The sequence below is a fragment of the Salmonella sp. JXY0409-18 genome (genome assembly GCF_020268625.1).
GTDB classification, from domain to species: domain Bacteria; phylum Pseudomonadota; class Gammaproteobacteria; order Enterobacterales; family Enterobacteriaceae; genus Salmonella; species Salmonella enterica.
In genome coordinates, this window is record NZ_CP084216.1 from 2,158,837 (window position 1) to 2,182,143 (window position 23,307).

The window sequence follows — 23,307 nt, forward strand, 5'->3', positions numbered from 1 at the left end:
GGCCGGATGGCAGTGCCATCCGGCAGGACGCAAGAGGGATTAATCGTCCTCGTCGTCCAGTTCAACCGGTGTTTGATACTCATCAGGCTTAATGACTAACAGGTCGCAGCGCAGATGGTCAATGACCTGTTCGGCCGTGTTCCCCAGAAACGCGGCTGAGAGTCCGGTACGTCCAACGGTGCCAAGCACAACGATCCCCGCCTGGAGATGTTCGGCAAGATCCGGGATAACTTCTTCCGGCAAGCCTTTTTCTACATGCGTAACTTTTTCATCAATGCTGAATTTCTGGCGCAGCGCTTTCATCGCCAGTAAATGCTGGCCTCTGATGGCGTCGTTATACACGCTGGGATCAAATTCCGGCAGCTCAATGGCGATATTGATTGGCGTAACGGGGTAGGCGCCGACCAGGTGTACTTCGGTATGATTAACCTGCTCCGCCAATTGTAAGGTCTCTTTTACCAGCTTTTCGTTGAGAGCATTGTGATAGGGCTCTTCGCTTGCCAGGTTCACGGCGACCAGGGCTTTGCCGCCTTCTGGCCACGGCTGATCTTTGACCATCCACACGGGGCTTGGGCATTTACGCAGCAAATGCCAGTCGGTAGGGGTAAAAATGACCGCTTCCAGTCGATCGTGCTGATGCGCCATTTTCAACACCAGATCGTGACTGCCGGCGATAACCTCCTGGATGATGGCCTCAAAGGGACGATTGTGCCAGACCACTTTAATTTCAATGGGGACACCGGCTTCAAGATAATATTTCGCCTGCTCACGTATCCAGGCTGTGCGTTGACTTATTACGCCCTGACGCATTGCGGTGCGTTCGTCAGGAGAAAGCAGGGTGGTCATCTCATACGAGAAATCGTAAATAGGCAGGAAAGCTTTAATTTTGCCGCCAATCCGTTGATGCAAATAAACTGCTCGCCGTAATGCGGGTTGGTCGTCCTGATTGGGATCGATGACCACCAGCATATTTTGATACATAGCCATACAGGGTCTCCTTACAACTGTCATCGCAGTTTGTAACTAAAGAGTAACTCAAATATGGTGAATGAAACAGAGGAAGCGCTTCTGCCAGATCAATAAATGAGAAAAATTTAACGATATGGCAGAAGATAACATCAATGGTTTAGCTGACGTTTAAGCGACGTTGCGGGTATGACCGGCGAGGGCCGCCAGCGCATCGCTGTTTTCAATAGTAATATACTTACCTTTCACCGCCAGCATACCGCTTTTCTGGAAACGCCCCAGCAGACGGCTAATGGTTTCGACTGTTAAGCCCAGATAGTTGCCGATATCGCCACGGGTCATCGTCAGGCGGAATTCACGCGGTGAAAAACCACGCTGCGCAAAGCGGCGGGACAGGTTGTAAATAAACGCAGCCAGACGTTCTTCGGCGTTTTTCTTCGACAATAACAGGATCATATCCTGATCGCCTTTAATTTCACCGCTCATCAGACGCATCATTTGCTGACGCAGGTTAGGCATTTTGCCGGACAGGTCATCCAGTGTCTCAAAGGGTATTTCACATACCATTGAGGTTTCCAGCGCCTGTGCAAAGCTCGGATGATGACCGCTGCCAATGGCGTCAAAACCCACCAGGTCGCCTGCTAAATGGAATCCAGTAATCTGCTCATCGCCTTGCTCGGTAATGGTGTAGCTCTTAATCGTTCCGGAGCGGATAGCATAGAGCGATTTCAATTCATCACCTGCTTTAAACAGAGTTTGCCCTTTCTGAATGGGCTTTTTGCGCTCGATGATATTATCAAGCTGATCAAGCTCATGCTCGTTAAGTGTGAACGGGATGCAAAGCTGGCTGATACTGCAATCCTGGCAATGGATAGCACAACCGCCAGACTGAATGCGCCGTATAATTCGCTTTTCCGGGATCATAGGTCTGCTCAAGCCGTAATTGATATTTGTCAATTTTAACATCTTTTTGGTGAGCGCGTAAGTCTGAGCTATCCCGGAGAAGGAATAATTCAAGTATAAGTTTGATGAATATTTTTATCTATTTGAAAATACGAAATTTATTTGTTGTTGCTTTACATAAAAGTGTGACCGATAAGGCACTTTTTGCCTGTATATTCATAATAAAAGATAGCCTTCATGGCGTAATAGCCACTCTTTTCGCTGCACGCCACCGGCGTATCCGGTCAGAGTGCCGTTACGCCCGATGACGCGATGGCAGGGAACAACAATACTGATGGGGTTCGCGCTATTCGCAGCACCGACTGCGCGTGCGGCGCCCGGTCGTCCCAGTTGCGCCGCCAGTTGACCATAGTGCATCACCTGCCCGCAGGGGATAGCGCGCAACGCCTGCCATACTTCCCGTTGAAAAGGTGTGCCCCCCGTGGCGGTTTCCAGGGTATCAATTACGGCGAGATTGCCTGCAAAATAATCTGCAAGCTTATCGCTGAGTCCACCGGGGTTAGTCGCAGAAAGGCGTTCATAGCCTTCGTGACGGTAGTGGATATTTAGCAGTTGCTCCATACGATCGCGGTACTGTTCCCACTCAATGGCCCGCAGTCGAAACTGCTCATCGCAAACCACCCATAACGGACCTAATGGCGTGGCTATCTTCTCTTCAAGTAATCTCAGCATCCGTTCTCTCACATCGTCTTAGCCTAACGTAAGAGACAAGATATCATGCCAGGAATACCCGCAACCATACTCCTTAAAAGATAGCCAGGGATAACACATTTAGCGACAGTAATATCGTTGGCGGAGAAAAAGGGAGCCGGGCGAGGCGGTTAATTGCCTGACATTGTCGCTGTTATTGGAAATAACTGTAAACCGTTGTCGGTATAACAGGGCACGGTTATGATAACGGCAGTCGCAAAAACGCTGGAGGATGAACCATGAACCTTGACGATAAAGCGCTGTTTCTTGACGCCATGGAGGATGTCCAGCCGCTGAAACGCCATACTGATGTACACTGGCAGCCAACGCGTAATCTTAAAACGCCCCAGCGTATCGACACGCTTCAGCTTGATAATTTCCTGACGACGGGCTTTCTGGATATTCTGCCGCTGAATGAACCGCTGGAATTTCGTCGGGAAGGATTGCAGCAGGGTGTCATCGATAAGTTACGCAGTGGGAAATATCCTCAGCAAGCCAGCCTCAATTTGTTACGCCAGCCGGTCGAAACGTGCCGAAAAATGCTGTTTCGTTTTATCCTGGAGGCGCAGAAAGAGGGGTTGCGTAATGTCCTGATCATTCATGGTAAAGGGCGAGAGGCGAAGTCGCATGCCAATATCGTCCGAAGCTATGTGGCCCGCTGGTTGACAGAGTTTGAAGATGTACAGGCTTATTGTTCGGCGCTGCCGCATCATGGCGGCGGCGGGGCATGTTATGTCGCGTTACGTAAAACGGTGCAGGCTAAGCAGGATAACTGGGAGCGCCATGCGAAGCGTAGTCGGTAAATCGTTGCCGCTGGCGGACAGGTCCGCCAGCGCAAGCTCGCGCGAACCCGATTTTATGCCTGATATAATACCTCATCCAAACGCTCAGGATTCTGCAAGAGAACGGGCGATAACGCTGTCCACAGTAATAACACGGAGAAACAGTCATTCGCTTATTTAAGCCTCTATTAAAATATACTGGCTTTCGACTTAACTATTAAGCAGAAAATGGTGATAAGTACATCACTTGTCAATATGGATGGATGAATATCCTGGCATAGCGAATATAGATGATTTTATCTGTTGCACTAAGGGAAATGGCGATGGTCTGGTATTGAATATGGAGAATGTCAAAGAAACGAATGGCAATAGATATCTGAAATGCTATAAAAATAAAACCTGTCTCCTATCCTGGTTGTAGGCCGTCAAAAATGTTGAGAAATATCAGCGTCAGGACATGCATTATTCTATTCATGGTATGTACGTTTCTTTTGGTGGATACTTTACAAATAGCTTTTCTGCACGATCTCCCTATTTTAATTACGTGTAATATCATTTATCTGATCTCGGCATTACTGCTTTGGTGGTATATGACCTGCTATCTGGTAGTGCCAATTAATACCGTGAAGAAAAGTATTGAAGAGGTCGCAGCAGGAAACTTGTCTATTCATATCTCCGAATTTGGCAATAATTGCGCCGGGCGACTCATCCCCGGGATTAATAGCCTGTCGGAGAATATTTCCGCGCTGGTACGTGAAATCAGATCCTCTTCACAAACGGCAATGACCCTTTCCGAACAACTGGCGGCGCGCAGTATGTCGCTATCCGTAAAGACGGAACAGCAGTCGGCCTCGCTAATTCAAACTGCCGCCAGTATGGATGAAATGGCGGCGAGTACCAAAAACAATGCGGATAATACCCGAATGGCGAGCATACAGGCGGATTGTGCCACCCAATGCGCCCGTAAAGGCGGGGAGTTAATGGTGCGGGTTACAGAAAATATGCGTTCTATTACCGACTGTGCCTCGCAGATGACGGAGATTATTTCATTGATTGACGGTATCGCATTCCAGACTAATATTCTGGCGCTTAACGCGGCGGTAGAGGCTGCGCGGGCGGGCGATCATGGAAAAGGTTTCTCCGTGGTGGCCGGGGAAGTGCGTAATCTGGCGCATCGTAGCGCCGAGGCGGCAAAAAGCATCAAGGCGCTGATCGACGTTACGCATGACAATGTGCGGCAGGGGGCCGCCATAGTGCAGGAGGCTGAAAAAAATATGCAGGAGATTGTTGGCGGCTCCGGGCAATTAAACGTGCTGATGAATGAAATTTCCACCACCACGCGGGAGCAGGAAAAGGGCATTAACCAGATAACCCTGGCGTTGAGCGATCTGGAAAGCGCAACCCATAGCAATGTCTTAATGGTTGAAGCGCTATCTGCTTCTTCGGATGTTTTAAAGGCGCAGGTGATCGAGTTACAGACTAAAACCGACAAATTTCGTTTAAGCCAGCCGGGTTACAGTGAACATGCGCTGACGCGCTCTCATGTATCATCTCTTTCGACCATCACCAGGCGCGGCCAGGCCTGATAATACATGTTTGGTAAGCGCCTGTTGCTAAGGCGCTTTTTCCGCACGTTCCCGTCATTCTTTTTGCGCAATGAGAAAATGAGAGATTGCTTAACCTTTCCCGAAAGCTAGACTAACGGCATGAGAGTTGTAACGTGGAGGCGCTGTGGAAGCCATTAAGGGATCGGATGTGAACGTGCCGGATGCCGTTTTCGCATGGCTACTGGATGGTCGTGGTGGAGTAAAACCGCTCGAAGATAATGATGTGATCGATAGTCAGCATCCCTGTTGGCTACATCTTAATTATACCCACCCGGACAGCGCCCGCTGGTTGGCTTCAACGCCTTTACTCCCCAATAACGTGCGTGATGCGCTGGCTGGTGAAAGCTCGCGCCCGCGCGTAAGTCGTATGGGGGAAGGGACGCTCATTACGCTGCGCTGTATTAATGGCAGTACTGACGAACGCCCGGATCAATTAGTAGCAATGCGTTTATATATGGACGAGCGATTCATTGTGTCTACCCGTCAGCGAAAGGTTCTGGCGCTGGACGATGTGGTCAGTGATTTGCAGGAGGGCACCGGGCCCGTAGATTGCGGCGGCTGGTTAGTGGATGTGTGCGATGCGTTAACCGATCACGCCAGTGAATTTATTGAAGAGCTACACGATAAAATTATCGATCTGGAAGATAATCTTCTCGACCAGCAAATCCCACCGCGCGGTTTCCTCGCATTGCTACGTAAACAGCTAATTGTTATGCGCCGCTATATGGCGCCGCAGCGCGACGTCTATGCCCGGCTTGCGAGTGAACGGCTGCCGTGGATGAGCGACGATCACCGGCGCAGAATGCAGGATATCGCCGACAGGCTGGGAAGGGGGTTGGATGAAATTGACGCTTGTATCGCGCGTACTGGCATCATGGCGGATGAAATTGCCCAGGTGATGCAGGAGTCTCTGGCGCGCAGAACTTATACCATGTCGCTTATGGCGATGGTTTTTCTGCCCAGCACCTTTTTAACAGGGTTATTTGGCGTTAACCTGGGCGGTATTCCTGGCGGCGGATGGCGGTTCGGCTTTTCTCTGTTTTGTATTCTGTTAGTTGTCCTGATCGGTGGTGTTACTTTATGGTTGCATCGCAGTAAATGGTTGTAACAAAAGCGCTTTTCAGACCATTTCGGGTGAAAAAACGCCGAGAAATTTGAGCGAAGTCAATAAACCATCTACCTATTCGGGGCAATATCTCTCTCGCAGGTGAATGCAACGTCAAGCGATGGGCGTTGCGCTCCATATTGTCTTACTTCCTTTTTTGAATTACTGCATAGCACAATTGATTCGTACGACGCCGACTTAGATTAGTCGGCTTTTTTTTGCCTGTAGAATATCTGCGTCTACCCTTTAAGAGTCTGAATGACATTCTGGAGGGTAATATGAGCTGTCTTTTGACCTTATTATATCTACACTCGTCCTTGTCGGACCCGATTCCCACTGACCCTGTTCCCATTCCTGAGCCGCTTCCCCGTCCTCAGCCGATGCCCGACCCGCCGCCGGACGAGGAACCGATTAAAATGTCGCATCAAACGCCCGGATCTGCGAGGATACGCGCCTGCTGACTATGAGTCGTTACCGCGAGAGTAAATTGTGACCGCTTTTTCAACCCTGAATGTTTTGCCCGCCGCCCAGCTCAATAACCTTACTGAGCTGGGCTATCTTGAGATGACGCCTGTTCAGGCCGCAGCATTACCCGTCATTCTGGCGGGAAATGATGTGCGTGTGCAGGCCAGGACCGGTAGCGGCAAAACGGCGGCGTTTGGTCTTGGGCTCTTGCATCGAATTGATGTCACTCTGTTCCAGACACAGGCATTAGTGCTGTGTCCGACGCGGGAGCTGGCGGATCAGGTTGCCGGAGAGTTACGTCGCCTGGCCCGTTTTCTGCCAAATACCAAAATTCTGACCTTGTGTGGCGGGCAACCCTTTGGCGCACAGCGCGACTCGCTTCAGCACGCTCCGCATATCATTGTCGCGACGCCGGGGCGCCTGCTGGATCATTTACAAAAAGAAACCGTATCGCTGGATGCGCTGCACATTCTGGTAATGGATGAAGCAGACCGAATGCTGGACATGGGATTCAGTGACGCCATTGATGAGGTGATCCGCTTTGCGCCTGAGACGCGCCAGACGTTATTGTTTTCAGCAACCTGGCCTGACGCCATTGCGGCGATTAGCGGTCGTGTACAGCAGCAGCCAATACGTATTGAAATCGATACGGTAGATGCGCTACCGGCTATCGAACAACAGTTCTTCGAAACGTCTGCGCATGAAAAAATTTCGCTGCTACAAACGTTGCTTAGCCAGCATCAGCCAGCGTCCTGCGTGGTGTTTTGCAATACCAAAAAAGATTGTCAGGCCGTTTGTGATGCGCTTAATGCGGTAGGACAAAGCGCGTTGGCGCTCCACGGCGATCTGGAACAACGCGACCGCGACCAGACGTTGGTGCGTTTTGCAAATGGCAGCGCGCGCATTCTGGTTGCCACCGACGTTGCCGCGCGAGGGTTAGACATTAAATCGCTCGAACTGGTGGTTAACTATGAGCTGGCCTGGGACCCGGAGGTGCATGTCCATCGTATTGGCCGTACGGCGCGCGCGGGAAGTAGCGGTCTGGCGATCAGTTTCTGCGCGCCGGAAGAGGCGCAGCGGGCAAATATTCTTTCAGAAATGCTGCAACTCAAACTGAACTGGCTGAATGCGCCCGCCCGGCAGTCGTTGCTCCCTCTGGCCGCAGAGATGGCTACCCTATGTATTGACGGCGGCAAAAAAGCGAAAATGCGTCCGGGAGATATTTTAGGCGCGCTGACCGGCGATATTGGATTAGACGGGGCGGATATCGGCAAAATTAACGTGCATCCCATGCACGTTTACGTCGCCGTACGTCAAGCAGTAGCGCAAAAAGCCTGGAAGCAGTTGCAAAACGGGAAGATCAAAGGCAAGTCATGCCGGGTACGGCTATTAAAATGATCGATAGTATGGCGTCTCAGCGGAGTGCTGAGACGCCTGCAGATTATTTCACTTCGATAACATCAAGCCGCAACGCCTCTAAGGAGGTGTCATCTTCTTCCGGCTGCCAGCCAGCGGGCTGCAAGGGAATCTCTTCACGATCGAACGCTAAATCGCCGCCGTCGACGACCTCGGAACCGTGAGTGATCCCTTTGAAATCGAACAGGTTAGTGTCACAAAGGTGAGACGGCACGACATTCTGCATGGCGCTAAACATCGTCTCGATCCGTCCAGGATAGCGCTTATCCCAGTCGCGTAGCATGTCGGCAATCACCTGGCGTTGCAGGTTGGGTTGCGAACCGCACAGATTACAAGGAATGATAGGAAAGGCTTTGGCCTCAGCAAAACGGATAATATCTTTCTCGCGGCAGTAAGCCAGCGGGCGGATCACGATATGTTTGCCATCATCGCTCATCAGCTTCGGCGGCATCCCTTTCATTTTTCCGCCATAGAACATATTCAGAAACAGGGTTTGCAGAATATCGTCGCGATGGTGGCCCAGGGCGATTTTGGTCGCGCCCAATTCAGTCGCCGTACGATACAGGATACCCCGACGTAAACGCGAGCACAGCGAGCAGGTGGTTTTTCCTTCCGGAATCTTTTCTTTCACAATGCCATAGGTGTTTTCTTCGACGATTTTATATTCTACGCCCAGCTGCTCAAGGTAGGCTGGCAGGATATGCTCCGGAAAACCTGGCTGCTTTTGATCGAGGTTGACGGCGACCAGTGAAAAATTGATCGGAGCGCTTTGCTGCAAATTACGTAAAATTTCCAGCATCGTATAGCTATCTTTGCCGCCAGAAAGGCAAACCATAATGCGATCGCCTTCTTCAATCATATTAAAATCGGCAATCGCTTCGCCAACGTTACGGCGCAGGCGCTTTTGCAACTTGTTCAGGTTGTATTGTTCTTTCTTTGTATTCTTTTGAATTTCTTGCATTATTTCAGTTCTCTGGTACTAAATGGGGCAAATTGGGGGCAAACTTTGCAACTACGATAACCGCGCATTCAACATCGCTACCTGTTCGTCGTTCATGTCATCAATCCACATACCGTAAATTTCATACACCATCTGCGCAGTTTCATGCCCCATTTGGCCGGCTATAAATGCCGGGTTCGCTCCTGCCGTCAACAGCCAGCAGGCAAAAGTATGTCGCGTATGGTACGGATTACAGCGACGAATGCCAGCACGTTTTAATAGAGATAGTACCTTCGGATATTGTCAACTGTATACATCATGCAGCCAGGTCCGTTAAGAAGTGACGGGCTCAACTGAAATTCAGGCGCTGCTGCGTCCTGATGATGGTACGTTTCAAGTGGTTCCGTGGGGTGAACCGGGACAGGTGTAAAATGATATTCGGCACACCCTTTTTGCTCTTTTATTTGTGATATAAAATACGGTATCAGTATTTTATTATCTACTAAGATAGTGCAGAGTGTTTAATTATCGTTGGGTAAGATCAGTTTACCGTATACTATTTAAAATTTTCTTGCCTATTCTGGTGGTCGTATTGAATTAAAAATAGCCTGTTTCATATGTACAGTTCAGACAAATTATTTGCGATGAGAATTGCTACCTGATATCTACATCTTATGATGTATACCATAATTCTGGCTGGAGAACGTAATGCGTATAACAGTAAGTGATATATCAACCAGAGAATCACAGCAGACGGTACAGATACAAGCTATCAGAAGTTGGGATACCATACCGTACCTTTCAATGTTGGATGGACTTTATCAGGACGATATCTTTCATGAGCAAATATCTAATTTACCAGAAGAATATATTAAGCTGGATGAGATGGCCAAAGATGAAGAAAAGAACAGCTTAAATATTTATGAATTCTTCTTTGAGCCAACACATGAAATTATATGTGAAGAAATCCAATCAACATTGGGTTTTTATTATTCAAATAGCGCAACCTTCCGTAGGCTGGTTAATTATAAAGTAGAGCGCAGTATCAATGACGATGTAGATACCAATAAATGCGAGGTAAAGATATCTCTAAATTACAGTTACGAAAATATTGATGGGGGGCGAGGATGTTTATCGCTTCCATTTGATCAAAACGGCTATCCAATTCCCCCTGACTTTCACAACTGTGTAAATGGAATCACATCAAAAAAATTGTTGTTAGATCTATTTCTAAAACATATTTTGCACGATCATTTAAATGCAAGCGGTGAAGTTGCAAACGTTTACGCCAATGTTATTTATAAAGAGATTGATCCCGCTGCAATTGCACATACATCGTCGTGTTTTTCTCAGGTAACGATGAGTGGTGAACATGAGCTATTTAATGTAGATAGCGTAACTGTTCCACCTAAAAGCACTGAGCAAATTATATTTGAGGGAAAGGAAATTCAAAAGCAAATTTTCTTATCTTCTCATAGCCGCAATCATCTTCAGCCAGTAACCATTCATAAAATGGACAGGAGTATTAAAAACATTGCAGTAACTGGTTTGTTATTATCATCAAGATTAGCAGTAACATCTGGTGATTATAGGATAAAAAATGGTAATTCAGAGGGTGAGAATGATTTTTTACCCGTTAAAGAATTACAGAGATATGAAAGGGCTCTCCCGGAGGATCATCCTGCCCCAACTACGGAGCCTAACCTGGCAGGTAAGGTGTTAGATGGCCTATTTGAACACGTTACATCTATGGCAGGGGGACGCTACAGAAAACAAGCCTCATATCCACCGCTGTCATCGGAAGCGCCTAATACGATAAAATATGGCGACAGAGAGCTCGTTTTAACTAAAGAACCCGGTTCAGAAACGTATCAGGCAACCTATTCGGATAGCGGAAAAAATTCAGCCATGACATTTTACCGATCTTCTGATGGAAGATTTTATCAGGCGTCAGGGCTGAAAGGTGGGGGGCTTATTCGCCATATTGATAAGCCTTATTCAGAGTTAAGAGAAGGAGACACGGGTTATGATGAAGAGCTTCTGGATATTACGGATGATTCCCCCTTACTGGAAGATATACTGGCCTCTCTGTCAGAAGATTTATACCCTACATCAGAAGAAAATGTACAAAGTATTTATAAGAAATACCAGAGTGGGGATGCTGCAGCAGGGGAGACTGAAGTTGTATTATGCCGAGGTACAATAGGTCCGCAGGCTGAAAATATTGTTAGTTTTAAAACAGCAGGCGGTATTGAGGGGGGCGATGTAGAGGTATTGCCTGTCTCTGCTGAAATAGCCAAAGAGCAGGTTCGAAGTGGAAGAATCGTACCTGAATATACCACCGATCTTAGTGTTGCCGACAGGTTCAGCAGGGAGCATTATCTTATTATCGTTAGGGTAAAAGTCAAATATCTTACACGAGGTAGTGTCAGCGAAAGCGGCTGGGTTATGCCAAAAAACACACCAGTGGACCCTGTTGGTATAATTGACAGGACATATGGTAAAGCAGAAAATACGGGGCAGGCAAACGCTTCTAAGTAATCATAAATCCTGAACAAGTTTATTGTTTTTATCTCTCGTGTATGAAAGATTGCTTTTATACTTTAAATAATTCGACTTGCAGGAAGGCGGCAAGCGAGCGAATCCCCAGGAGCTTACTCAAGTAAGAGACTGGGGTAAGGGAACGCAGCCGCAGCACATGCAACCTGAAGTATGTTATGGCGAGATACGCAACGGGTCAAAAGCGTCTTTATTCTGTCATCCGTATTAATTAAGATGTCATCACGACCAGAAAAATATCGGAACGAAGAGATGTATGACTAAAGAAGCTGTAATCTTTCTATTTATCGCCATCGTGGTAGAAGTTATCGCCACGATCTCATTAAAATTATCGGATAGTTTTACGCGTCTGGTACCGAGCCTCGTTACCATCATCGGATATTGTATCGCGTTCTGGTGCCTTACCATCCCAATGCGAACCATCCCTGCGGGTATCATTTATGCCATTTGGTCTGGGGTAGGGATTGTTCTTATTGGATTGATAGGATGGTTGTTTCTTGGCCAAAAACTGGATGTGCCGGCTATTATTGGCATGTTGCTTATCATCTGCGGTGTAATCGTAATCAATCTGTTTTCAAAAAGCGTCAGTCACTAGGCGATGATGATTGATTTGAGCCCGCACTCTCTTATGCGGGCTCGGGTATTTAGCGTACCACCAGTACGGAGCATTCCGCATGACGCACAACGGCTGCGGCGTTGGAACCCAACAGATAGGTAGTAATATCCGGGCGATGCGAGGCGATAATCACCATATCGGCCGGTAATTTTTTTGCCATTTCCAGAATCTTATCTTTAGGAGAGCCTTCTGCAACGTGAGCCTGCACGCGGTCCGCAGGAAGGTTGAATTTCTTGATAATCGCTTCCAGTTGAGATTTGGCTTCGGCTTTCAAATCGTCCATTGCGGGAAGCTCTGCTGAATAAGCCAGTCCCAGTGAAGCGTAATAGGGCAAAGACGGGATTACAGTCAAAAAGTGCACTTTAGCGTCGTCAATCTTTGCTTCAGCTTCAACATGCGAAATCACGCGTTGAGTTAATTCTGAATCTGAAATATCGATGGGTACAAGAATCGTTCTGTTCATAAAACCTCCTGTTTAAGTATCCACTGAAATTCTACTCCCTAAAGGCACTTTATGTACAATGACATACGTCACATTTTAGGTGCTGCTCCACGATACTCTGCGGGGACTACCTACAGGGGAGGGCGACGTAATATTACGCGTATTCCACGTAAATAATCAGCGAGTTGACGTTAAAACGTTATTTCTGCCTTGTCAGGAAAGACCTAAAAAGAGATGTTACCGTTTAATTCAATAATTAATGAAATAATTCGCAGTGAAATAGATATAATTTATACGAATGCTTTTGGGGGTATTATACGAAATAAAAATTATACAATATCATTCGGTTACGATATTCTACGCCTGTTATATGCCTTTATTGTCACATATTCATTTTGTCGCTGGGCCATTGCGTTAACCTTTGCTTTCCAGCGTATAAATTGACAAGCCCGAACGGATGTTCGGGCTTTTTTTGTTTCCAGGTTAATCCTTAGAATATTTTTTAATCTGCGCCGGGTTTTTCCGCTTTTCCTGCCAGCAAGGCAAGAAAATCATAGCGTTTTTGCAAATCCAATGCGGCATCTCGCCATAACTGTTCAGCTACTTCAGGCTGTTGCGCATTCAGGCGACGGAAACGCTGTTCATTAAGCAACGTTTCCGCAAGCGCATCTGACGGTGGCCGAGAGTCCAGAGCCAGCGGCGGCTTGCCTTCATCCGCACGGCGGGGATCAAAGCGGTATAACGGCCAGAAACCGGTCGCCGTTAACTGGCGCATCTGGTCATGGCTTAGCGCCAGATCGTAACCATGTTCCTCACAGGGGCTATAGGCAATGATCAGCGACGGTCCTGGCCAGGCTTCGGCCTCCTGGATGGCTTTCACCGTCTGGTTTAACTGCGCGCCCAGCGAAATTTGCGCGACATAAACATGACCATACATCATCATGCTGACGCCAAGATCTTTACGGGCTTTACGCTTGCCATGTTCGCCAAACTTAGTGACGGCGCCAAGCGGCGTCGCCTTCGACGCCTGGCCGCCAGTATTGGAATAACACTGCGTATCCAGAACCAGAATATTGACATTCTCCGTCAGGCTTAACACATGGTCTAAACCGCCAAAGCCGATGTCGTATGCCCAACCATCGCCGCCAATCAGCCAGATTGATTTTTCTACCAGCGCATCAGCATCCTTTAACAGTTCCTCTGCGCCCGCAACCGATTTCAGATGTTGGCGTAATGCGGCGACCTGTTCACGCCGAACGTCAGGCGTTGCTTCGGCATGCAGCGCATCGTTTAATTCCGCCGGAATGCGATCGGCGAATTGCGCCAGTAAACGCATGACGCGCGCCCGGTGCTGATCCACACTCAGACGGAAACCGAGGCCAAATTCCGCGTTATCTTCAAATAGCGAATTCGCCCACGCCGGGCCGCGTCCGTTGGCATCGGTGGTATAAGGCGTAGAGGGTAAGTTACCGCCGTAAATAGAGGAACACCCCGTGGCGTTAGCGATTAACATTCTGTCGCCATATAACTGAGTCAGCAGTTTAATATACGGCGTTTCACCACAGCCGGAACAGGCGCCGGAATACTCAAACAGCGGCGTAATAAGCTGCGATGTGCGGATATCAATTCGTTCCAGTTTGCTGCGATCGATTTCCGGCAAGTCGAGGAAGAAGTCATAATTCACTTTCTCTTCTTCCACATGCTCAAGGCGCGACATCATGTTAATCGCCTTGATCTGTGGATTTTGCCGATCTTTAGCCGGGCAGACCTCTACGCATAAATTACAGCCAGTACAGTCTTCCGGCGCGACCTGCAGCACATATTTCTGGCCGCGCATATCGCGGGACTTCACGTCCAGCGAATGCAGACTGGCTGGCGCGTTCTCCATCGCCTGAGGGGAAACGACTTTCGCACGAATCGCCGAGTGAGGGCAGGCGGCGACGCAGTGATTACATTGTGTACACAGTTCCTCTTTCCAGACAGGAATCTCTTCGGCGATATTGCGTTTTTCCCAGCGGGTGGTGCCCATTGGCCATGTTCCGTCCGGCGGCAGCGCGGAAACAGGCAGTGCGTCGCCAAGGCCCGCCAACATGGCGGCGGTAACGGTTTTCACGAAATCCGGCGCGGCGTCGGAGACGACCGGCGGGCGATGCGCGCTGTGCGGATTAACCGCCTGCAACGGCACTTCCGCCAGCGATGCCTGCGCCAGCGCCAATGCCTGCCAGTTACGCTCAACCAGATCCTGACCCTTGCTGCTATAGCTTTTGGCAATCGCGCCCTGCAGCTCAACCAGGGCGCTATCGCCCGGAAGAATATGCGTCAGGTGGAAGAAAGCCATTTGCATGACGGTATTGATGCGGGCGCCAAGTCCACATTCGCGGGCGATTTTCGCCGCGTTAACCACGTAAAAACGCGCCTTTTTCTGATTCAACACCGCCTGAACTTCTTGCGGCAGACGCGACCAGACCTCGTCGGCGCTGTACGGCGTATTAAGCAGAAAGATACCGCCGGGCTTCAGACGCTCCGCCATCTGATATTTATCGATAAACTGTAATTGATGGCAGCCGACAAAATCCGCCTGAGCAATTAAGTAAGCGGAACGAATGGGTTTTTCGCTGACGCGCAGGTGCGATACCGTGAGCCCGCCAGCTTTTTTAGAGTCATAAACGAAATAACCTTGCGCATACCACGGCGTAGAATTACCGATAATTTTAATATTATTTTTCGTGGCGGATACGCTGCCGTCGCTTCCCAGACCGTAAAATAACGCTTCAAGTTTAGCGCTGCCGGGCAGGGTATTTTCCGGTAATGGCAGCGAGAGATTAGTGACGTCATCATAAATGCCCACCGTAAACCGTGGTTTGGGTTTCGCGCGGCTGAGTTCATTAAAGACCGCCAGTACGCACGCCGGGCCGAACTCTTTGGATGATAGCCCATAACGGCCGCCAATGGTGCGCGGTAATGTTTCGCGCTCGCCATTATTAAAGGCCTCCGCCAGTGCGGTCATCACGTCCAGATAAAGTGGCTCGGCCTGCGCGCCTGGCTCTTTAGTGCGATCGAGCACGGCGATAGCGCGAACGGTTTCCGGTAATGCCTGTAACAAGTGTTTGGCGGAGAAGGGGCGGAACAGACGGACTTTCAGAACGCCGACCTTTTCTCCGCGTATCAGTAGCTCGTCCACGACCTCTTCGCAGGTGCCGAGGGCGGAGCCCATCATAATGATGACCCGTTCAGCCTGGGGATGGCCATAATATTCAAATGGCTGGTACTGACGGCCTGTAGCATCGCCAAATGCCTTCATCGCCTCTTCAACATGATCATAAACGGCGTTGTACCACGGATTGGTCGCTTCGCGAGACTGGAAGTAGGTGTCCGGATTCGCTGAAGTTCCACGAATCACCGGATGTTCCGGATTCAGCGCGCGGGCGCGGTGAGCGTCGATCTCCGCCTGCGGCATCAGGTTCAGAATGGTTTCATCCGTTAGCGGTATAATTTTGTTGATTTCATGCGATGTACGGAAGCCATCAAAAAAATGAATAAACGGAACGCGGCTTTTCAGCGTAGCCCTGTGCGCGATCAGCGCAAAATCCTGCGCTTCCTGAACGCTGGCGGCGCATAACATCGCGCAGCCTGTCTGGCGGACCGCCATCACATCGGAATGGTCGCCAAAAATAGAAAGCGCGTGTGTGGCGACGGTACGTGCGGCAACGTGCAGTACAAACGGCGTGAGCTGCCCCGCCAGTTTATACAGCGTTGGAATCATCAGCAGCAGCCCCTGCGATGATGTAAATGACGTAGAAAGCGAACCGGTTTGTAACGCACCGTGAACGGCGGCGATCGCGCCGCCTTCCGACTGCATCTCTACCACACGCGGCGTATCGCCCCAGACATTTTTAAGCCCATTACCGGCCCAGGCATCCGCTTGTTCAGCCATTGTTGAACTGGGCGTAATCGGGTAAATGGCGATAACCTCGCTGGTACGGAACGCCACCGACGCTACTGCGCCATTACCGTCAATTGTTTGCATATGACACCCTTACATTGCGCAAAAAAGAGAGACACGCATAATCGTGAGCGCATCCTGTAGTTATCCTTTTATTTTAGCAAAGCCCTTCAAGCCCCATTTTCGCTTTTGTGTCCCTGGCGGGAGGAGAATGACGATTTCTTGCCGAAAAGGCGTAAAAAATTGCCAGTAAATGTTAATGAAGCGCATAAATGCGCGCTTTGCCTCTCGACGCGTCAGTTTCTGCTGCCTATTATTTAGGGCGGTGTCGTTTGGATGAATAAACAGAGGGGAGAGAAATGCGCGCAGCGTTTTGGGTGGGGTGTGCCGCGTTATTATTGTCGGCTTGCAGTAGCGAACCTGTTCAGCAGGCAACCGCGGCGCATGTTTCGCCAGGGATGAAAGCGGCGATGTCCAGCGCCGGCGAAGCGAATTGCGCTATGATTGGCGGTTCGCTTTCAGCGGCCCGGCAGCTTGATGGTTCAGTAATTGGTATGTGCGCGCTACCCAACGGCAAACGTTGTAGCGAACAGTCGCTTGCCGCCGGAAGCTGCGGGAGTTATTAAGCGCGGCGTTTCGCCTGACGCGTATAACTTTTCACTTAATGGCTTAGTGCGCTAAATCCGCCAGTTTATACATTAGCGTTGTTTCTGCCGTCGCCAGCGTTAATTGGTTCGCGGTTAAATCGACCTGTGCGCCTTTGCTGAAGAGCTCGCTGAGGGTACCGTCCAGCGCATTAAGCTGCGGATCGGCGCACATCATTCGGGTCATCGCTAAATTTTTCACTTTTAATTCGCCGTCCGACAGTTTTCCTTCGCCGGTGAATTGATTGCACATTTTGCCGGATACCGTCATGTCCTCGCCAAAGCTGAGCTCCGGGCCGGTGACCGTTTTACCGTTTACGCTTTCCAGAACAAAGCGGTGGTGCTCCAGTTGCTCGCGTTTGACGGACACTTTTCCACTGCTCACGCACCCTGTGATTATGATGCTCAGGGCGACCAGCGTGACGATTTTCTTCATTGATATTCTCTGTAATCTGATAGTTAACACTGACTATAGTAATAATATGACCGGATAGATCTTCAGGGGTTATCCGAAAATGCTCCCCTGAGCGCAGGGGAGCGACAGGATTAGAACAGCGCGTTCGGGCAGGCTTCGCCCTTCTCAAGCTGGCTTAAGTTTTGTAGCGTGGTTTCAGAGATGCTGATCAGCGCTTCTGCGGTCAGGAATGCCTGGTGCCCCGTAAACAGTACGTTATGGCAGGCCGACAGACGGCGGAAAACATCATCCTGGATAACATCGTTTGACTTATCTTCAAAGAACAGGTCGCGTTCGTTTTCATACACATCCATCCCCAGCGAGCCGATTTTCTGATTCTTCAGAGCTTCGATAGCCGCCTGGGAATCAATCAGCGCGCCACGACTGGTATTAATGACCATAACGCCATTTTTCATTTGATCGAATGCCGCATGGTTCAGTAAATGGTAGTTTTCCGGCGTGAGCGGGCAGTGCAGGGAAATGACATCCGATTCGGCAAACAACGTTTGCAGATCCACATACTCGACGCCGAGGTCAAGCGCGGCGGTGCTGGGATAGGGATCAAACGCCAGTAAACGCATTCCGAAGCCTTTCAGGATACGCAGCGCGGCGACGCCGATTTTACCGGTACCAATGACGCCAGCGGTTTTTCCGTGCATGGTAAAGCCGGTCAGTCCCTCAAGGGAAAAGTTAGCGTCGCGGGTGCGTTGATAAGCGCGGTGAATACGGCGGTTCAATGTCATCATCATGCCAATCGCATGTTCAGCGACGGCTTCCGGAGAATAAGCCGGCACGCGGACCACCTGCAAACCGAGCTCTTTAGCGGCATCCAGGTCGACATTATTAAATCCGGCGCAACGCAGCGCGATGTATTTCACGCCGTGTTTTTTCAGCTCTTCCAGTACCGGTCGGCTCCCGTCGTCATTCACGAAGATACAAACTGCTTCACATCCATTGGCGGTTTTCGCCGTTTTCTCGGTCAGCAGAAAATCAAAAAACTCCAGTTCAAAACCGAACGCTTCGTTCACTTGCTGTAGATATTTCTTGTCATACTGTTTGGTACTATAGACGGCGAGTTTCATATGACCTTCTCCAGTGATGTTTGAATCACACAAATATGCTTAAAATTATCTTACAAAAAATCAAAAATAATTGATAGTCATACATATAATGAATAATTTTAGGTTATCATTCTCCACAACGCCTCAAATAGCCGGAGGGCGCCCCTGCAACATGAACTATTAGGCTATGTACGGGCAATCATGCCAAAATAAAGAGATAGCCGACTGAATTTTTCGTTAAATCAGGAAATTAATGGCCCATGAAGGGTAAATATAAAGCCGCCCTTGCGCTACTGTTACTGCTGATTCTTGTCCCTCTGACGCTACTGATGACCCTCGGGCTGTGGGTTCCCACTCTGGCGGGAATTTGGCTACCCGTCGGTACCCGTATCGCTCTGGAACAAAGTCCACGCTTGACACGTCATGGGTTAGTGATTCCCGATCTTCGCTATCTGGTCAATGATTGTTCGTTAGCGCATATTACCCAGGCGGAACTGACGCATCCCAGCCGTTGGTTGCTGAATATTAAAAGCCTCAAACTGGATGCCGCATGCCTGGCAAAACTGCCCGCTACGGAAGCTTCTCCCGCCGCGCCGCGTACGCTGGTGCAGTGGCAGTCAATGCTGCCCAATACCTGGATTAACATCGATAATGTCATTCTCGCGCCCTGGCCGGAATGGCAGGGCAAGCTGGCGATCTCCATGACGCCGGTCATTCAGCAGATACGTTATCAGGGCGAAAAAGTAAAATTTCAAGGGCAGCTACGCGGTCAGGCATTGACTGTGAGCCAACTGGAGATCGCCGCGCTGGCCAACCAGCCTCCCGTTAGCCTGGCGGGGGAGTTTATGTTGCCGCTGGTACCGGATGGCCTGCCGGTCAGCGGTCATGCGGCAGCGACCTTGCGTCTGCCGCAGGAGCCGTCGCTGGTGGATGCGGAACTGGAGTGGCGTGATAACGCCGGACAGCTCATCGTGATGGCGCGAGGTAATCCTGACCCGATTCTCGATCTCCCCTGGGCGGTAACGCGTCAGCGGCTTACCATCAGCGATGGCCGCTGGAACTGGCCATATCAGGGATTCCCCTTGAGCGGACGTCTGGCTTTTAATATCGATAACTGGCAAGCCGGGCCGGATAATGCACGAGTCAGCGGACGCCTGAATATTCTGACCCAGGGCGATGCCGGTAAAGCGAACGCTGTACTGACTATCGGCCCGGGAAAACTCAGCATGGACAGCAGTGAGATGCCTCTACAGCTTACCGGCGAGGCTAAACAGAAGGATTTAATCTTTTATGCCGTATTGCCCGCTATGTTCCGCGGCAGTCTGGCCGATCCGCAGCTCACCTTTGCACCTGGCGCATTGCTACGCTCGCGCGGACGGGTGATTGATGCGTTAGATATTGATGAAATTCGTTGGCCGCTGGCGGGCGTTAAGGTGACGCCGCGCGGCGTTGATGGTCGATTACAGGCTATTTTACGGGCGCACGAAAATGAGATGGGCGATTTCGTTCTTCATCTTGATGGCCTGGCGAATGATTTTCTCCCTGATGCTGGTCGCTGGCGTTGGCGCTATTGGGGGCAAGGAAGCTTTACACCAATGCGCGCCCGCTGGGATATTGCCGGACAGGGCGAATGGCATGATAACACCATCAGGTTGACCAGTTTGTCCACCGGCTTTGATCAGTTGCACTATGGCGCAATGACCGTCACATCGCCAAGACTGGCGCTGAATAAACCTATTGTCTGGGTTCGCGACGCCACAACGCCGTCGCTACAGGGCGTGCTGTCTCTGGAGGCGGGAAAAACCGTATTTACCAGCGGGAGCGTGCTGCCGCCTTCTACCATTAATTTTAGCGTTGAAGGGCGCGAGCCAACCCTGTTCCAGTTTAAAGGCGACCTTCGGGCGGGGGCGATAGGGCCGGTACGGCTGAATGGGCGCTGGGATGGCGAACGCCTTCGCGGACAGGCCTGGTGGCCGAAGCAGTCGCTTATCGTTTTCCAGCCGTTGCTTCCACCAGACTGGAAAATGACGCTGCGCGAAGGCTCACTGTATGCGCAGGTGGCTTTTTCCGCCGCACAGGGGCAGGGGTTTGAAGCAGGTGGACACGGCGTGTTAAAAGGCGGCAGCGCCTGGATGCCGGATAACAAAATCAACGGCGTCGATTTCATTCTGCCATTTCGCTTCCACAACGGCGCGTGGCAATTGGGGACGCGCGGGCCCGTCTCGCTGCGTATCGCCGGGATAGTTAACCAGGTCACGGCGAAAAATATCACCGCTGATTTACAGGGCGGTTATCCCTGGAGCGAGTCGAATCCATTACTGCTAAGCGATGTCAGCGTAGACGTGCTGGGCGGTCAAATCATTATGAAACAGTTGCGAATGCCGCAGCACGACCCGGCGCTTTTGCGGGTGCAAAATATTTCATCCAGCGAATTGATTAGCGCCATAAATCCAAAGCAATTCGCCATGTCTGGTCCGGTTAGCGGCGCGCTGCCGCTGTGGCTGAACAATGAAAAATGGATAATCAAAGATGGCTGGCTTACGAATCCCGGGCCAATGACGTTGCGTATCGATAAAGATACTGCGGATGCGGTGGTGAAGGATAATGTCACGGCAGGCTCGGCGATCAACTGGCTACGTTATATGGAGATTACGCATTCGTGGACGAAAATTAACGTTGATAACCTGGGCGTACTAACGATGCAGGCGGCCATTACCGGCAAAAGCCGGGTAGATGGTAAAACCGCGATCGTTAACTTGAACTATACCCATGAAGAAAATGTGTTTACGCTGTGGCGCAGTTTGCGTTTTGGCGACAATTTACAGGCATGGCTTGAACAAAATACAGCGTTGCCGCAACCTCCTTGCCGGAAAGACAAGGACTGTGAGGATAAATAATGAAAATGAGTATTGCCATGCTGTCAGCGCTTGCGTCATTTATCGTGGTGGGGTGCACGCCACGTATTGAAGTCGCCGCGCCGGAACAGCCGATTACCATCAACATGAATGTAAAGATCGAGCATGAAATACATATCAAAGTCGATAAAGATGTTGAAGAACTCCTGAAATCACGCAGCGATCTATTCTGAGGCCATAATGAAAAAGTATTTAATGCTATGGGTGCTGACGTTGAGCTTGCTCACACCTTCTGTGTGGGCCTTAACCCTGGACGAAGCGCGCACGCAGGGCCGGGTCGGGGAAACGCTGAATGGCTATCTGGTGGCCTTAAAGAATGATGCCGAAACCCAGAAACTGGTGCTTGATATTAATCATGCCCGTCGCGCCAGTTATCAGCAGTTAGCGGATAGCAATCATCTTCCCGTGGACGAGGTGGCGAAGATGGCAGGGCAAAAACTGGTTGAGCGCGCCAGGCCGGGAGAATATGTCCAGGGAATTAATGGCAAATGGATGCGTAAATAACCGCTTTCCGACAATTTTTTTACCGCAAAATGCATTTTTATATGGGTAATTTCTGAATACGAAGGTCGTATTTATATTAGGCGAACCGGAAACGCCATTTCTATACTGTTGACTGGTATCACTATTCGCGAGAGTAACCAGGTATGACGTCTGAAAAATTATCTGCTGCCTGCCATTGTGGCAGCGTCGTGTTTACCGTTCAACTTAGCGATGGCTTTCATACCGCCAGGCGCTGCAACTGTTCGTTTTGCCGGATGCGCGGAGCGGTGGCAGTGTCTGCGCCGCTATCGGGTATTAAAGTGCTAAAAGGGCAGGATAAGCTTACCGAATATCGCTTCAATACGGGCAAGGCGGTGCATTTTTTCTGTTCGGTATGCGGGATATATACTTTTCATCAACGTCGATCCAATCCCGATCAATATGGGGTCAATGTGGCGTGCATCGAAAATGTGTCGCCTTTTGATTTCGCCTGCGTTGAAGTCAATGATGGGGTAACGCATCCCAGCGATGGCGGCAGTAGCGGCGTGGTAGGATATTTGCGCTACGAACCTAAGAAGTCACCTCCCGTCGAAACGGGAGGCAAAAATATTTAAGCGGCCACTACGCTGTCAATCGCGGCTTTTGCATCGGCCTGAGCTTTAGCCGCCACTTCCGGCCCGTAGGCGATGCCTTCGGCAAAAACAAAATTCACGTCGGTAATACCGATAAAACCAAGGAACACTTTCAGGTAAGGTGCAATCAAATCCGTCGGGGTGTCTTTATGGATACCGCCGCGACTGGAGAGAACCACCGCGCGTTTACCGGTTACCAGACCTTCCGGGCCTTTTTCGGTATAGCGGAAAGTGATACCGGCGCGGGCAATCAGATCAAAGTAGTTTTTCAGCTGCGTCGGGATATTGAAATTGTACATCGGCGCCGCAATAACGATGACGTCGTGGGCTTTCAGTTCAGCAATGAGTTCATCAGACAGCGCCAGAGCGTCCTGTTGACGTGGCGTTAAAGGCGCATCGCCCGGACGCATCGCGCCCACCAGCTCGCCATCCAGCACCGGAACAGGGTTGGCCGCCAGATCGCGGACAGTAATTTCATCTGCGACGTGTTTTTCGCGCCATTGTTCAATAAAATAGTCAGTCAACTGACCAGACTGAGAGTACCCTGCCAGAATACTGGATTTAAGAACTAATACCTTGCTCATAGGTGTTTCCTTTTATGTGTTTGAAGGGGCGGGCCCCGTT

At 50.1% G+C, this 23,307-nt stretch carries 21 protein-coding genes and 1 pseudogene; 11 read left to right on the top strand and 11 right to left on the bottom strand.

Features of this window, described 5'->3' with window-relative positions; translation table 11 throughout:
• Positions 1-39: 39 nt before the first annotated feature.
• From uspE to ogt, 3 genes are all read right to left on the bottom strand, one after another.
• Positions 40-987: a universal stress protein UspE gene (gene uspE, locus LDB27_RS10410; protein WP_001262138.1), complete on the bottom strand. Its 948-nt coding sequence runs from the start codon at positions 985-987 to the stop codon at positions 40-42.
• A 150-nt stretch (positions 988-1,137) separates the two neighbouring features.
• Positions 1,138-1,890: a fumarate/nitrate reduction transcriptional regulator Fnr gene (gene fnr, locus LDB27_RS10415; protein WP_000611914.1), complete on the bottom strand. Its 753-nt coding sequence runs from the start codon at positions 1,888-1,890 to the stop codon at positions 1,138-1,140.
• A gap of 195 nt (positions 1,891-2,085) precedes the next feature.
• On the bottom strand, positions 2,086-2,601 hold the full coding sequence (gene ogt / locus LDB27_RS10420; protein ID WP_000945035.1) for a methylated-DNA--[protein]-cysteine S-methyltransferase: 516 nt from the start codon (positions 2,599-2,601) through the stop codon (positions 2,086-2,088).
• Positions 2,602-2,858: 257 nt separating this feature from the next.
• Between ogt and smrA the strand changes: the two genes are divergently transcribed.
• The 4 genes from smrA to dbpA all read left to right on the top strand — a co-directional run bounded on the left by smrA (position 2,859) and on the right by dbpA (position 7,976).
• Positions 2,859-3,422: a DNA endonuclease SmrA gene (gene smrA / locus LDB27_RS10425; RefSeq protein WP_001046799.1), complete on the top strand. Its 564-nt coding sequence runs from the start codon at positions 2,859-2,861 to the stop codon at positions 3,420-3,422.
• A 410-nt stretch (positions 3,423-3,832) separates the two neighbouring features.
• Positions 3,833-4,987: a methyl-accepting chemotaxis protein gene (locus LDB27_RS10430; protein ID WP_000945618.1), complete on the top strand. Its 1,155-nt coding sequence runs from the start codon at positions 3,833-3,835 to the stop codon at positions 4,985-4,987.
• 145 nt (positions 4,988-5,132) lie between these two features.
• Positions 5,133-6,116: a zinc transporter ZntB gene (gene zntB / locus LDB27_RS10435; protein ID WP_000387373.1), complete on the top strand. Its 984-nt coding sequence runs from the start codon at positions 5,133-5,135 to the stop codon at positions 6,114-6,116.
• A gap of 486 nt (positions 6,117-6,602) precedes the next feature.
• A complete protein-coding gene (gene dbpA, locus LDB27_RS10440) occupies positions 6,603-7,976 on the top strand; it encodes an ATP-dependent RNA helicase DbpA (RefSeq protein WP_000123694.1) in 1,374 nt (457 codons plus the stop codon).
• A gap of 43 nt (positions 7,977-8,019) precedes the next feature.
• On the opposite strand, the gene ttcA is transcribed toward dbpA, so the two are convergent.
• Positions 8,020-8,955, bottom strand: a complete 936-nt coding sequence (gene ttcA, locus LDB27_RS10445; protein ID WP_001156210.1) for a tRNA 2-thiocytidine(32) synthetase TtcA — start codon at positions 8,953-8,955, stop codon at positions 8,020-8,022.
• 51 nt (positions 8,956-9,006) lie between these two features.
• Positions 9,007-9,213, bottom strand: a pseudogene (locus LDB27_RS10450) (tyrosine-type recombinase/integrase); the annotation flags it as partial.
• A gap of 429 nt (positions 9,214-9,642) precedes the next feature.
• Here LDB27_RS10450 and LDB27_RS10455 point away from each other — a divergent pair.
• Both LDB27_RS10455 and LDB27_RS10460 read left to right on the top strand, forming a co-directional pair.
• Complete coding sequence (locus tag LDB27_RS10455) at positions 9,643-11,475, top strand: DUF4765 family protein (RefSeq protein WP_001223397.1); 1,833 nt, start codon at positions 9,643-9,645, stop codon at positions 11,473-11,475.
• Positions 11,476-11,749: 274 nt separating this feature from the next.
• Positions 11,750-12,088, top strand: coding sequence for an SMR family transporter (locus tag LDB27_RS10460; RefSeq protein ID WP_000159242.1), 339 nt, complete (start codon positions 11,750-11,752; stop codon positions 12,086-12,088).
• 49 nt (positions 12,089-12,137) lie between these two features.
• Here the strand turns inward: LDB27_RS10460 and uspF are convergent, their stop codons facing one another.
• The 3 genes from uspF to LDB27_RS10475 all read right to left on the bottom strand — a co-directional run bounded on the left by uspF (position 12,138) and on the right by LDB27_RS10475 (position 16,950).
• Complete coding sequence (gene uspF, locus LDB27_RS10465) at positions 12,138-12,572, bottom strand: universal stress protein UspF (protein WP_001082296.1); 435 nt, start codon at positions 12,570-12,572, stop codon at positions 12,138-12,140.
• Positions 12,573-13,053: 481 nt separating this feature from the next.
• A complete protein-coding gene (nifJ, locus tag LDB27_RS10470) occupies positions 13,054-16,578 on the bottom strand; it encodes a pyruvate:ferredoxin (flavodoxin) oxidoreductase (RefSeq protein ID WP_001193243.1) in 3,525 nt (1,174 codons plus the stop codon).
• Between the two features lie 60 nt (positions 16,579-16,638).
• On the bottom strand, positions 16,639-16,950 hold the full coding sequence (locus tag LDB27_RS10475) for a hypothetical protein (protein ID WP_031615600.1): 312 nt from the start codon (positions 16,948-16,950) through the stop codon (positions 16,639-16,641).
• Between LDB27_RS10475 and LDB27_RS10480 the strand changes: the two genes are divergently transcribed.
• Complete coding sequence (locus LDB27_RS10480; protein WP_001200680.1) at positions 16,854-17,120, top strand: DUF333 domain-containing protein; 267 nt, start codon at positions 16,854-16,856, stop codon at positions 17,118-17,120. The genes LDB27_RS10475 and LDB27_RS10480 overlap by 97 nt on opposite strands.
• A 43-nt stretch (positions 17,121-17,163) precedes the next feature.
• Here the strand turns inward: LDB27_RS10480 and hslJ are convergent, their stop codons facing one another.
• Together hslJ and ldhA are read right to left on the bottom strand one after the other, a co-directional pair.
• Entirely contained in the window at positions 17,164-17,574 is a 411-nt protein-coding gene (gene hslJ / locus LDB27_RS10485; RefSeq protein ID WP_000725238.1) for a heat shock protein HslJ, read from the bottom strand.
• 110 nt (positions 17,575-17,684) lie between these two features.
• On the bottom strand, positions 17,685-18,674 hold the full coding sequence (gene ldhA / locus LDB27_RS10490) for a D-lactate dehydrogenase (protein ID WP_000762206.1): 990 nt from the start codon (positions 18,672-18,674) through the stop codon (positions 17,685-17,687).
• A 239-nt stretch (positions 18,675-18,913) separates the two neighbouring features.
• Here ldhA and LDB27_RS10495 point away from each other — a divergent pair, with 239 nt between their 5' ends.
• The 4 genes from LDB27_RS10495 to LDB27_RS10510 all read left to right on the top strand — a co-directional run bounded on the left by LDB27_RS10495 (position 18,914) and on the right by LDB27_RS10510 (position 22,665).
• Positions 18,914-21,550 (top strand): YdbH family protein, encoded by a 2,637-nt coding sequence (locus LDB27_RS10495; RefSeq protein ID WP_000677039.1) that lies wholly within the window; start codon positions 18,914-18,916, stop codon positions 21,548-21,550.
• Positions 21,550-21,741: a YnbE family lipoprotein gene (locus LDB27_RS10500; protein ID WP_000784063.1), complete on the top strand. Its 192-nt coding sequence runs from the start codon at positions 21,550-21,552 to the stop codon at positions 21,739-21,741. The genes LDB27_RS10495 and LDB27_RS10500 overlap by 1 nt, the downstream gene beginning before the upstream one ends.
• A gap of 7 nt (positions 21,742-21,748) precedes the next feature.
• Complete coding sequence (locus LDB27_RS10505; RefSeq protein WP_000760414.1) at positions 21,749-22,072, top strand: YdbL family protein; 324 nt, start codon at positions 21,749-21,751, stop codon at positions 22,070-22,072.
• Positions 22,073-22,215: 143 nt separating this feature from the next.
• Positions 22,216-22,665, top strand: a complete 450-nt coding sequence (locus LDB27_RS10510) for a GFA family protein (protein ID WP_001518898.1) — start codon at positions 22,216-22,218, stop codon at positions 22,663-22,665.
• Here LDB27_RS10510 and azoR read toward each other — a convergent pair.
• Positions 22,662-23,267 (bottom strand): FMN-dependent NADH-azoreductase, encoded by a 606-nt coding sequence (gene azoR, locus LDB27_RS10515; protein WP_000048924.1) that lies wholly within the window; start codon positions 23,265-23,267, stop codon positions 22,662-22,664. The genes LDB27_RS10510 and azoR overlap by 4 nt on opposite strands.
• Positions 23,268-23,307: the final 40 nt, after the last annotated feature.